The sequence below is a fragment of the Rhizobium sp. SRDI943 genome (assembly GCF_057653695.1).
On sequence record NZ_CM172787.1, the window covers coordinates 2,532,044 to 2,544,599 of the forward strand.

The 12,556-nt window shown below is 59.8% G+C and carries 12 protein-coding genes; 11 read left to right on the forward strand and 1 reads right to left on the reverse strand.

Annotated elements, in window-relative coordinates:
• Positions 1 to 106: 106 nt before the first annotated feature.
• From AC245Y_RS13070 to dusA, 6 genes are all read left to right on the forward strand, one after another.
• The gene (locus AC245Y_RS13070) at positions 107 to 493 is read left to right on the forward strand and encodes a GNAT family N-acetyltransferase (RefSeq protein WP_026157400.1); all 387 of its coding nucleotides are present in this window, start codon (positions 107 to 109) and stop codon (positions 491 to 493) included.
• Between the two features lie 381 nt (positions 494 to 874).
• Complete coding sequence (locus AC245Y_RS13075) at positions 875 to 2,656, forward strand: cadherin domain-containing protein (RefSeq protein ID WP_017994452.1); 1,782 nt, start codon at positions 875 to 877, stop codon at positions 2,654 to 2,656.
• A gap of 167 nt (positions 2,657 to 2,823) precedes the next feature.
• Positions 2,824 to 5,022 carry a metal-binding protein gene (locus AC245Y_RS13080; protein ID WP_017994453.1) on the forward strand — a complete coding sequence of 733 codons (2,199 nt, stop codon included), beginning with the start codon at positions 2,824 to 2,826 and terminating at the stop codon, positions 5,020 to 5,022.
• Positions 5,023 to 5,193: 171 nt separating this feature from the next.
• On the forward strand, positions 5,194 to 5,661 hold the full coding sequence (locus AC245Y_RS13085) for a DUF3828 domain-containing protein (protein WP_017994455.1): 468 nt from the start codon (positions 5,194 to 5,196) through the stop codon (positions 5,659 to 5,661).
• 543 nt (positions 5,662 to 6,204) lie between these two features.
• Positions 6,205 to 6,417 (forward strand): cold-shock protein, encoded by a 213-nt coding sequence (locus AC245Y_RS13090; protein ID WP_003540801.1) that lies wholly within the window; start codon positions 6,205 to 6,207, stop codon positions 6,415 to 6,417.
• A gap of 179 nt (positions 6,418 to 6,596) precedes the next feature.
• Complete coding sequence (gene dusA / locus AC245Y_RS13095) at positions 6,597 to 7,598, forward strand: tRNA dihydrouridine(20/20a) synthase DusA (protein ID WP_017994456.1); 1,002 nt, start codon at positions 6,597 to 6,599, stop codon at positions 7,596 to 7,598.
• A 37-nt stretch (positions 7,599 to 7,635) separates the two neighbouring features.
• On the opposite strand, the gene AC245Y_RS13100 is transcribed toward dusA, so the two are convergent.
• Positions 7,636 to 8,592 (reverse strand): S1C family serine protease, encoded by a 957-nt coding sequence (locus AC245Y_RS13100; protein WP_017994457.1) that lies wholly within the window; start codon positions 8,590 to 8,592, stop codon positions 7,636 to 7,638.
• A gap of 595 nt (positions 8,593 to 9,187) precedes the next feature.
• On the opposite strand from AC245Y_RS13100, the gene AC245Y_RS13105 reads away from it, so the two are divergent.
• From AC245Y_RS13105 to AC245Y_RS13125, 5 genes are all read left to right on the forward strand, one after another.
• Positions 9,188 to 10,024, forward strand: coding sequence for an alpha/beta fold hydrolase (locus AC245Y_RS13105; RefSeq protein WP_017994458.1), 837 nt, complete (start codon positions 9,188 to 9,190; stop codon positions 10,022 to 10,024).
• Positions 10,025 to 10,067: 43 nt separating this feature from the next.
• A complete protein-coding gene (locus AC245Y_RS13110) occupies positions 10,068 to 10,349 on the forward strand; it encodes a hypothetical protein (RefSeq protein WP_020486993.1) in 282 nt (93 codons plus the stop codon).
• A 196-nt stretch (positions 10,350 to 10,545) separates the two neighbouring features.
• The gene (locus tag AC245Y_RS13115) at positions 10,546 to 10,755 is read left to right on the forward strand and encodes a hypothetical protein (protein WP_017994460.1); all 210 of its coding nucleotides are present in this window, start codon (positions 10,546 to 10,548) and stop codon (positions 10,753 to 10,755) included.
• 387 nt (positions 10,756 to 11,142) lie between these two features.
• Positions 11,143 to 11,625, forward strand: coding sequence for a BA14K family protein (locus tag AC245Y_RS13120; protein ID WP_017994461.1), 483 nt, complete (start codon positions 11,143 to 11,145; stop codon positions 11,623 to 11,625).
• A gap of 266 nt (positions 11,626 to 11,891) precedes the next feature.
• Entirely contained in the window at positions 11,892 to 12,413 is a 522-nt protein-coding gene (locus AC245Y_RS13125) for a BA14K family protein (protein ID WP_012757968.1), read from the forward strand.
• Positions 12,414 to 12,556: the final 143 nt, after the last annotated feature.

Genomic DNA, 12,556 nt, shown 5'->3' on the forward strand with positions numbered 1-12,556 from the left:
TGCTAACACCATGGGTGCGTGTCTAGGCAATCGCTTTGGAGACACCATGGGCGATTTTATGGATCAGCCTTTCTGGCTTGCAGCGTGTCCACAGACGGAATTCCCCATGCCAGAAATTTGCATCGACCCCTTCCCCTCCGCCGCCGAACTGAACGCGCTCTTTTCCGCCGCCTGGGGCAGCCCGCACAACCGCGATTTCACCCCCATCCTCTCCCGCAGCCTCGCCCATATCGGCGCCTATCAGGACGACCGGCTCGTCGGCTTCGTCAATGTCGCCTGGGATGGCGGCATCCATGCCTTCATCCTCGACACCTCGGTTCACCCTGACATGCGCCGGCAGGGGATCGCGACGCGGCTGGTCAGGGAAGCGACGCGGGTTGCGGGGGAGCGCGGCGCCGAGTGGCTGCATGTCGATTTCGAACCGCATCTGACCAGCTTCTACCGCGCCTGTGGATTCAGGCCGACGAAGGCAGGACTCATCAAGCTCGTGTAGTTCTTCCGCGCGGGAAGTCTGAACAAGTCGAAGCCAAACACCAACCTGCGATAGTGACGCGAATGGTCGCGCGGCGCAGCGCTACCGACAAACCCGCTGAAAACACAATTTTCGCGAGAGCATCCCGCCCGAAAATGAAAGATAATACTATTTACGAAACCAAACCATGACTTTGAGTTCTCAAATTAAAATTCGTTTCCCCAGTATTTCATCCTTAGTTTTTCATTAAAAAAGCAATGAAAAGACACAATTTTGCATTGAAAACTTAATCGAGGATCGGCATAGATCCCCGAGGGGTTGTCGTCCGCTGAGCAATAAAACAGTTCTTTCGGGGATGTCTCATATTGCCGAGTACAAAGCATCTTTTGGGGAAAGATATATATGGCCTTGAATATTCTGGACACGAACGGCGCCACAGTTACCAAGACCGGCGCTGAGTTCGAAGCTTACGATGTTATCCGTAACTCTGAAACCAGCCCTTCCGCACCTGTCTCCCTCACTGTTTCCGATTCGTCCGTGGCGGATCTGGCCGACGAGTTGGGCTCCGTCTCTGCAAACGTGACTGGCTCCTACTACGGCAGTGTGATCACGACGGGCGCGGGCAACGATACCATCAATGGCGGTGACGGTGCAGACACGCTGAACGGCGGCGCCGGAGAGGATCTGATCTATGGTGGAGCTGGCAATGACACGCTGAGTGGCGGCAACGGAGAGGATCTGATCCGCGGTGGAGCTGGCAATGACACGCTGAATGGCGGCGACGCCAATGACCGGCTCTACGGCGAAGCCGGAAATGACGTCATCAGGGGCGGCGCGGGCAACGACACGATCTCCGATGGCGAGCAATTCGGCTTTGCCTCTGAGGTCTTCGACCTAAATGCGGGCGACGGCGATGATGCCATAACCGTCGCGACACTCGCTTCATTCAATTCCGGAACGATCGACGGCGGTGCCGGGATTGATAGTCTCGAAGCTCCGTCGCTTCGGGGCCTGACGATCAAGAACATAGAGATCCTTGAAACGGCGGGATGGCCGGTTGCCGGTTCGAGCGCGCAGTTCGAAAGCTTTGACAAGATCGTCTATTCGACCGATCCGACCTTGAATTATAAAGCCGACTTGGTGTTGACGGACAGCGCCCACCTCGATCTTTCTGACGAGCTCGGAAATCGGGGCGCTTTCATTGCCGGCTACGCCTCCGGCATTGACGTCAAGACCGGCAGCGGCAACGACGAGTTTACCGGCACTGACGGCAACGACATTTTCGACGGCAGCGCCGGCAACGACATCATCAATGGCAACGCCGGCAATGACAAATTGACCGGTGGTGCCGGCGACGACACCATCAATGGCGGCGACGGCATCGATACGGCAATCTTCTCCGGCAATTTCGCCAATTATTCCTTCGCAATGAACAACGGCGATCACATCCTGACGAGCGCTGGGGAAGGGACGGATACGCTGACAGACGTCGAGTTCGCCCGCTTTGCCGATGGCGTCTACGATTTCGCCACGGAAAAGTTCACGCTCGACGGCAGCAATAGCGCGCCGACCAATATCCAGCTCTCGAAAACCGCCTTGTCCGAAGATACGCCGATCTGGACCACGGTCGGCCTGCTCAGCGCCAAGGACGCGGATGGCGACGCGCTCACCTATACGCTGATTGACGGGGCGAACGATCACTTCCGGATAAAGGGCAACCGCATCGTCACCTCGAAGGCGCTGGATTACGAGACGGACAAGTCGCACACGATCAAGGTGGCTGTTTCGGACGGCAAGGTCACCGTCCAGAAGGACATCACGATCAACGTCCTCGACGTCAACGAAACCCCTGTCAACCAGGCGCCAACCAAGCTCGCCTTCTCGCGCAGCTCGGTCTCCGAGAATATCGCGATCGGCACCTCGGTCGGCCTGCTGACGGCGGTCGATCCGGAAGGCGGCGCCGTGAAATGGCGGCTGACGGACGATGCCGACGGCATCTTCAAGCTCGTCGGCAACAAGATCCAGACGAAGGCTGCAATCGACTACGAAAGCACACACAGCCTGACCTTCACTGCCGAAGCCTACGACGCGGCCGGAAACGTCACCAGCCACGATTTCAGGCTTGCCGTGAAGGACGTCTTCGAGGCGTCGGTTTCGAGCTTCTCGCATGAGGCGTTGATCTAGCCGCAACACCGCCGCTCGAAGCAGACCTGCCTCCCGCAATGGCTCGTAAAAATTGAGCGCGCCGGCAGAAAGCGTCGGGCGCCCGCTTAAATGAGCGCCACCGGGAATGGAAGAAAAGACACCACCCGTTCTGGCAGAGCGCAATGCATCTTCTGGAAAGTTAAAATATGACTTTGAATATTCTGAACGTGTACGGCGGGCCTGTTACCAAGACTGGCGCTGAATTCGAAGCGTATGACGTCATCCGCTACTCCGCCACTAGTCCCCTCGCAAGGATCACTCTGTCAGTCTCCGACTCCAGCACGGCAGACCTTGCTGACGAGTTGGGTTCGGTCTCGGCGGACGTGTTCGGCTCGGACGATGCCAATACGATCACAACAGGCGGCGGCAACGACGCCATTTCCGGTCGTGCCGGCGCAGACACTCTGAGTGGTGGAGCCGGAGACGATTTGATCGACGGTGGCGATGGAAATGACGACCTTTTTGGTGGCGAGGGTAGCGACCTACTCTTTGGCCGCCTTGGAGATGATATCATCCGTGGTGGCGCAGGCGACGACACGATTGAGGATGGTTTTTATTTTTCGACTTTCGCTGAGAACTTCGACATTGACGCGGGCGTTGGCAATGACACCGTGAGTTTATCAAACAGTATGAACGTCAGCGTATCCGGAATCATTGACGGTGGTGACGGCACCGACATCCTGCAAGCCAGCTTTTTGACTGATCTGACGATCAAGAATTTCGAGATCCTCGAGTCTGGGGACCTCGGTGTTACCGGATCGGCCGCGCAGTTTGAAAGCTTCGACAAGATCATCCAGCAGAATGGCTATTCTGATATCGTCTTGAGGTTATCGGACAGCGCGCACGCCGATCTTTCCGGCAAATTAACCACCGGCGGAGTCCACATCTATGCGGCGGTTCCCAGTATCGACGTGACGACAGGTGGGGGCAATGACCAATTAGAGGGAACCGACGGCAACGATATTTTCGACGCCCGCGCCGGTGACGACGTCCTGAATGGCTATGGTGGAGATGACGCGCTGACCGGCGGTGACGGTAACGACCAAATCAACGGCGGCTTCGGGCAGGATGTCATCAAGGGTGGAGCAGGCGACGATTCGATCTTCGATGGTGAATCTTTCGGCGTTTACCCGGAAGTCTTAGACATCGATGCGGGCGAGGGTAACGACGCCATAATCGTGCAGACATCCGGTGGCGTGCTGTCCGGAGCGATTGATGGCGGTACCGGGATTGATATCCTGCGTGCTCCTACTATAACGGGCCTCGCGATCAGGAACGTTGAAATCTTTGAAACATATGGCTACGTGATCGCCGGTTCGTCCGCCCAGTTCGAAAGCTTCGACAAGATCGTCTTCGCGAACAATTCCACCGACAACTATGCCGTCTTGTTGTCATTAACGGACGGCGCCCACCTCGATCTTTCCGACGAACTGGGGGATCTCGGTGCTGTTATTGTCGGCGATGTCTCTGGCATTGACGTCAAGACCGGCGGCGGAGACGACGAGTTTACGAGCACCCGCGGCAACGACATTTTCGACGGCGGCGCGGGCCTCGACATGGCAGTTTTCTCCGGCGATTTCGCCAGCTATTCCTTCGCGATCGACAATGGCAGCCATGTCCTGACCAGCGCCCTGGAAGGCAAGGATACGTTGATCGACGTCGAATCTGCCCGTTTTGCCGATGGCGTCTATGATTTCGCTACGGAAACCTTCACGCCCGCCAATAAAGCGCCGACCAATATTCAGCTTTCGAAAACTGCGGTCTCCGAAGACACGCCGATCTGGACCACGGTCGGCCTGCTCAGTGCGCGCGACGCCGACGGCGACGCCCTCACCTACACGCTGCTCGACAGTGCCGACGATCATTTCCGGCTGAAGGGCAATCGCATCGTCACCTCGAAGGCCTTGGACTACGAGACGACGACGTCGCACACGATTAGGGTCGCCGTCTCCGACGGCAAGGTCACCGTCCAGAAGGACATCACGATCAACGTCCTCGACGTCAACGAAGCCCCTGTCAACAAGGCGCCGATCAATCTCGCCTTCTCGCGCAGCTCGGTCTCCGAGAATATCGCGATCGGCACCTCGGTCGGCCTGCTGACGGCGGTCGATCCGGAAGGCGGCGCCGTGAAATGGCGGCTGACGGACGATGCTGATGGCATCTTCAAGCTGGTCGGCAACAAGATCCAGACAAAGGCTGCGATCGACTACGAAAGCACCCACAGCCTGACCTTTACCGCCGAAGCCTACGACGCGGCCGGAAACGTCACCAGCCACGATTTCACGCTTGCCGTGAAGGACGTCTTCGAGCCGTCGTTTGCGGTGTCGCATGAGGTATTGATCTAGGCCACGGCTGGATTGCCTGCGACGCAGAGCTGCTCGGAACAAGGCGCCGCCACGAATCTCTTCTCCCCAGTGGGGAGAAGACGGAGTTCGGGCTGACCGTCCGGTCCAAATTGCCGCTCCACCTCCGCACCCAATTCGGCTATAACTCCTGCCGATCCGAGGAGAGCCCGCATGCGCCTGCCCACATTCATCCTCGCCCTCGTCGTCTCGGCGCTCGCAGCCTTGCCTGCATCGGCAGCGACCTACAAGACGCCGAAGGCGCTGCTCAAGGCGCTCTATAGCTACGACACCGACAACAGCGACGCCGAGGCGCCCTCGCCCTATTCCGCCTTCTTCTCCGACCACCTGAACAAGCTCCTCCAGACCGATCTCGACAACACGGCAGAGGGCGATGTCGGTGCGATCGACTTCGATCCCGTCATCGCTGGCCAGGATGGCACCGCCAGCGACGTCAGGATCGGCCAGCCGATCCTGCTGGATGACAAGGCCGAGGTGGAGGTGGAGTTCGAAAACGGCGAAGAGGTGACGCTCTTCTATACGCTGGTACGCGAACACGGCGGCTGGAAGGTCGACGACATCGCCAATCAGAAGGGGGATAATCCCTGGAGCCTGAGCGGGTTGCTGGGGGATGCGCAGTAGGCTGGCAGCCCAGCCACCCGCCCTCCCGGTCGAGGCGACCCTGCGTTTGTCACGGGCAATCAATTCACTGGATCGATTGCTCCGCTCCTCACCCTCACCATGAGACTGATCGGCGTGCCTGCCGCCCCGCCCACGAACAAAAAACCTGCCCGGCTATCGAATCTGCCGCTCATCCCGTTTCGGCACGGAATCCCGATATGGCACAGCCGTGCAAGAATCCGTTAACCCATCGTCAAGTATCTGAATCTTCGGCATTTCCCGACATCGATGCGGGCATGGCACAATAATCCCGCTTGCTTTTTGCCCGAAATGCTGGCACGAATTGACTTACTCGGGCATTTGCATGCCGGTGACTGGACTGATGTGGTAATCCCTTCCGTTTGGAAGGCGGCGCGGGACTACCCGCCTACGTAGACGTTCTTTCCCCGTACGTGACTTCTCCGACTGACCCTTCGTCCCAATCGATCGGGGCGAAAGCTAAAGCCGTCCGCTTCCTCTCGGGGGCGCGGATACTACACAGACTAAGGGAAAAGGACGATCCCAATGGCCACCAAGGGCACCGTAAAATTCTTCAACCAGGACAAGGGTTTTGGTTTCATCACGCCGGACGGCGGCGCAAAGGACGTTTTCGTCCATATCTCTGCGCTGCAGGCTTCTGGCATCCAGTCGCTGCGCGAAGGCCAGCAGGTTACCTTCGACACCGAGCCGGACCGCATGGGCAAGGGCCCGAAGGCTGTCAACATCTCGGCTTCGTAAGTCAGACATCGCTTCGGCGGCATGAACGGCGCTCCGCAAGGGGCGCCGTTTCTGTTTGTGGTGATCGGCGGTCATTTGTCGATCACATTGGCAAGTGTTATATGCGCCCTTTATAGATGCCCGCCCCTGCGGCGGGGGCACCGCACTGCGGCGCGGTAACAAGGAACAGTGGAACGTCGATGACGCAGAAGAGGCCGATATTTGCGGTCGCCCCGATGATCGACTGGACGGATCGGCATTGCCGCTATTTCCACCGCCAGATCAGCCGCGAGGCGCTGCTCTATACCGAGATGGTGGTGGCCGATGCGATCATCCACGGCCCGCGCGATCGGCTGCTTGGTCATGACGCCGCCGAGCACCCGCTGGCGCTGCAGCTCGGCGGATCGGAGCCGGCAAAGCTTGCCGAGGCGGTGAAGATCGCCGAGCCCTACGGTTACGATGAGATCAACCTCAATGTCGGCTGCCCTTCCGACCGCGTGCAGTCGGGCACCTTCGGCGCCTGCCTGATGCTGACGCCGGAGACGGTGGCCGCATGCGTCGCTGCGATGAAGGCAGTCGCGACCGCGCCGGTGACGGTGAAATGCCGGATCGGCGTCGACGAGCAGGACCCGGAACGGGCGCTGCCCGAGTTGATCAGCCGCGTTCTCGATGCCGGCGCCGACGCGATCTGGATCCATGCCCGCAAGGCATGGCTGAAGGGCCTGAGCCCCAAAGAGAACCGCGAGATCCCACCGCTCGACTACGAGATCGTCTACCGGATGAAGCAGCGCTGGCCCGACGTCTTCATCGGCATCAACGGCGGCATCCCCACGCTCGACGAAGCCGCAGCCCACCTCGACCATGTCGACGGCGTCATGCTCGGCCGCGCCGCCTATCAGAATGCCGCGATCCTTGCCGACATCGACCAGCGCTTCTTCGGCGCGCCGGCGAGCGCGCCGGACTGGGAGGCGTTGCGTGACCGGATGATGACCTATGCCGAACGCCACATCGCCAGCGGCGGCCGGCTACAGCACGTGGCCCGCCACATGGTCGGCCTCTTCACCGGCCTGCCGGGCGCCCGCCGCTACCGCCAGATCCTCTCGACCGACGCGGCGAAAAGCGGCGCCGGGCCGGAGGTATTGGCGGCAGCCTTTGCGGCAGTGGATTTTTCGGGGACCGAGCAGGAGGCGGTCAGCGCCTGACGTAAGTGACGTCTTGTCACGGCGCCGAAGCGCGGCGTCAGGACCGCGCCATCGGCAGCAAGATCTTCTTCTCGATCCGGCCCGCCACCGAGAACACCAGGATTTCCGTATCCCTGCCGATCCTGCTGCCATCCATCAATCGGACGATATCATCGACGCCGCCGACCGGGCTGCCATCGATGGCGAGAATATAATCGCCCTCCTGCAGCCCTCCCTTTGCCGCCGGCCCGTCGGCTTCGACGCGCCGGATGCGAACCGAGGTCGTCTGCACCGTGCCTGCGGCAAGCGCCACCCGGCGCGGCAGCACGATCGTATCGCCTGCTATGCCGATGAAGGCGCGCCTGACCTGGCCATAGCGAAGAATCTCCGAAACCACGAAATTGGCCGTATTCGACGCCACGGCAAAGGCGATGCTCTGCGCGCCCTGGATGACGGCGGTGTTGACGCCAATGACCTCCCCGCCCGAAGACACCAGTGGCCCGCCCGAGTTGCCGGGATTGAGCGCCGCATCGGTCTGGATGACATCTTCCATCGGCCGGCCGCTGGCCGCCCGCATCGACCGGCCGAGCGCCGAGACGATACCGGCCGTAACCGTCCATTCGAAGCCGAGCGGGTTTCCGATCGCGATCGCGATATGGCCCCTGCGCAGACGCTGGGAATCTCCGAGCTTCGCCCAGGCGCCGGTGCTTGTATTGGCGCGAATGAGGGCGATATCGGTATCCACATCCCGGCCAAGCACGCGGCCCTCGGTAACGAAACCGTCAGGCGTGGTGATGCGAACGACCTTGGCATCGTCAACGACATGGTTGTTGGTGATGATCAGGCCATCAGGCGAGACCGCGAAGCCGGACCCGTGCCCCTGCCGGCCTCCCACCCTCTCGATCCGGCTGACTGCTGGCCCGACCGTATCGACTGCTGCTGCGATCGATTGCGAATAGGCATCAATCAGCGCCCCATCATTCTGAGGCGCTATGTCCTTATCCATGTAACCCATGATTTGATCCTCAGGCGGCAATAACGGCCGTCCCGCCGCCGGCGAAGCCGTCGCGGTTGCGACGGTCCGCCATGGCGCTGTTGTATGAGGATTAGATGGTTGGGCGATGAACCGCGTTCAAGTGAGCGCCAGCAGCGGCATGCACGCGGCGGCAGAATGGGAACACACCTACCCCGGACAGATATATTGAACTACCCGGACGGATATATTGAACGAATAATAAAAAAATGGCTCATTGCAGACGTTCGTCTCGCCCGTGACGAACTAGCCTGAGGTGGCCGACAGCCGAGATACAGTGGATTAAAACAATGTTCGCAGCGCAAAGCAGCCAGGCGAGGATCACCCGGGCCCCCGCGCGTCATGCGAAATGGGCGGGTGCCATACCCATCTCGCGTAGACATACAAACTTCTGTCATATCAATAGAATAGAAAGATGAACTCAATAAGCACATCAATATATTCGGGTTGATCAGGCGCGACCTTCTTGCCCCTAGCCTCCGGCCCAACGGCGCTCGTGGCCTTGTCAATTCTGCAGGCAACAGCGCAAACTTCTGACCGCATTAATCCAACCAACCCCAACCAACGGAGCCAAAAGATGAGCACGGTTACCACCAAGGACGGCGTCGAAATCTTCTACAAGGATTGGGGGCCGAAGAGCGCTCAGCCGATCATGTTTCATCACGGCTGGCCGCTCTGCTCCGACGACTGGGATGCCCAGATGCTGTTCTTCCTTGAGAAGGGCTACCGGGTCGTCGCCCATGATCGGCGCGGCCACGGCCGCTCGACCCAGGTGGGCGACGGTCACGACATGGATCACTACGCCGCCGATGCCGCAGCCGTCGTCGAGCATCTCGATCTCAGGAACACCGTCCATGTCGGCCACTCCACCGGCGGCGGCGAAGCGACCCATTATGTCGCCCGGCACGGCCAGCCGCAGGGCCGCGTCGCAAAGCTGGTGATCATCGGCGCCGTGCCGCCCCTCATGGTGAAAACGGATGCCAATCCCGGCGGCCTGCCGATCGAAGTCTTCGACGACCTGCGCAAGCAGCTCGCCGCCAACCGCTCGCAATTCTATCGCGATCTGCCGGCCGGCCCGTTCTACAGCTTCAACCGGCCGGGCGCGAAGGTCCTGGAACCGGTCATCAACAATTGGTGGCGCCAGGGCATGATCGGCGGCGCCAAGGCGCATTACGATGGCATCAAGGCCTTTTCGGAAACTGACTTCACCGAAGACCTGAAGATCATCACCGTGCCGACCTTCGTCATGCACGGCGACGACGACCAGATCGTGCCGATCGCCGACTCGGCCCTGCTCTCATCCAAGCTCCTGCAGAACGCCACGCTGAAGGTCTACGAGAAATTCCCGCACGGCATGTGCACCACCCATGCCGACATCATAAACCCCGACATCCTCGCCTTCATCAAAGGCTGATCCGTGATGTTGCCGGGCGCCGATGAGTCGCCCGGTTGCCACGATGGCTTGCCATCCTGCACGCCGGCGTTCTGGCCACGTCGATCGATTGACGGCCAGAGACTCATTTTCCCATGAAACCGTTTTCGTCGATTTGCGTTTAGCGGCCATGAAAAGAGAACGTGAACCCTCATCAAAGGCTTACCGGCAGGATCGTTTCGAAAACACCGAGCGCGCCGCCAAGGAAACCATCGAGGCGGAGCAGCGGGCCCGCCTCGAAAAAACCAAGCGGCTGAAAGAGCTGCGCCTGTCGCAGCAAGACGCCAAAGGCCCCGCAACCAAGTAGATCTCACGCCCACACTATCCGGTCGACAAGCCTATCGGTCTCATATCCATGCCCTGCCGCCCTCACTCGCATCTTCCCGTGCGTGCCCCGAATTGTTTTTGAATTTCGGACCTTCGCCCATCTTGCAGAGCAAAGATCGCGAAATTATCTTTTTTCACGAAAGCGATTCACGGCATCCAAAAAAGGGCAGATTGCGATGTCAGACAAGCTGTTCAGCACGCGTGACGAACCGCTCGCCTCCGAGGACCTCGATGTGTGCAGGCGTGTCCACGAAGCTCTCTGTAGCGGGCTAAAGATCGACAGATCGAGCAAGGAGGCCGACCGTCTGGGCGCCCTCATCATCGAGCTTTACCGCCAGGGTGTGCATGACGAAAGCCAGCTTCGGTTGCTGGCCGGCGGAAGGTGAGCCTGATAGCGCGAGACGTCAAGTTATCTGCAGCTTCTCCATTTCCCTTGGCGTCAAGCCTGCCCTCATCCGCCACCATCGCGGGATTGGGTGCATGCCTTCCGGACAGCTTTGGTGTGATAGATGACGGTGGAGCGCCCAGTGACGACTTGGTCGAAAGGCTCACGAGCCCACGGCTCCCACCTGATCGGGCAGGCCAGTCTCGACGCGGCGGCGTCTGGGGTTGAACCGACTGCGGACGGAAGGACCGGTGGCCTGTCGCCTTGGCCTATTATTACCTACGTTAGTGATCGCGCACATACCTTGCCTCATTCCATCCCAAAATGAAACCTATTCCCTTCCCCCGCGTTACCCCCTCGATACATCCGTTTACCCAAGGTGAGTGAAATGAACAGAATCGCCATCATTGCCCTGTCGATAGCGACGGCCTTCTCCGGAATGCCCGCCTCGGCAGGCCTGGCTTTTGTGCCGAGCCCGGTGCAATCGGCGCAGCCGACGTCTCAAAGCACCGATGCCCGCATCACGACCGTCGGCTGCAATAACTTCACGAACTGCCCGGGTCAGTTCGGCAATAATCGCAGGTGGTATCGCAACCGCAATCACTATCGTGACCGGAATTACGAGCGCGACGACCGTTATGGCTGGGATCGTCGCTATGATCGCCGGTATCGCCGCCATGACAATACCGGTGCCATTATCGGCGGTCTGGCGGCCGGCGCCCTCCTCGGCGGTATCATCGCTTCGCAGCCGCGCACGCGTGCCTACAGTTCTGGTTCGCATGCGGAGTATTGCTATAGCCGTTATCGGTCCTATCGCGCCTATGACAATACCTACCAGCCGAACTACGGCCCACGCCGCCAGTGCCGCTAGCCGGCCCGTTCCATTGGAGCAAGCCTCGCATGAAGATGCGGGGCTTTTTGATACCCGAATGCCCGTTACGCGGCTCTCCCGGGGACACCGTAGACTGTCACGCCGTCCAGCAAATCGCCTTGCCCCCTATCGACCAGCTCTATATGTATGAAAGCACGGTACGTTAGCAGATACGCACATACATAATCCCTCCCGATCCCAAAATGAAACCTATTCCCTTCCCCCGCGTTATCCCCCAATACATCCGTTGACCCAAGGTGAGTGAAATGAACAAATTCGGCATCATTGCCCTGTCGATAGCGACGGCCTTCTCGGGAATGCCGGCCTCGGCGGCCCCGGCCTTCGTGGCGAGCCCGATGCAATCGGCCCAGCCGGCGCCTCAAAGTATCGATGCCCGGATCATGACAGTCGCCTGCAACCCTTACTCCATCGTCTGCTCGGGCAACGGCGATAACCGCAGATCCTACCGCAACCGCGACCGCGACAACGATCGAGACCGCGACCGCCGCAGCTACCGCGATCGCCGCTACGACCGCGACGACCGTTATGGCTGGGATCGCCGTCACGATCGCCGGTATCGCCGATATGATAACCGATATGACAATAACGGCGCCATCATCGGCGGCCTGGCAGCAGGCGCCCTCCTCGGCGGCATCATTGCTTCGCAGCCGCGCGCACGTGCCTATGGTTCTTCGCATGCTGAATACTGCTATAGCCGCTATCGGTCATACCGCGCCTACGACAATACCTATCAGCCGAATTATGGCCCGCGCCGCCAGTGCCGGTAATCCGGCCCACGCATCAGAGCAAGCCTCGCATGAAGATGCGGGGCTTTTTTGATGATCGGAAGCCCGCTACACGGCTTCCGATCGCCGGTCGGCCGTGCTGGTCTGCGCGGTCATGGTCGACTCGCTCAGTTGGGCGACACCAA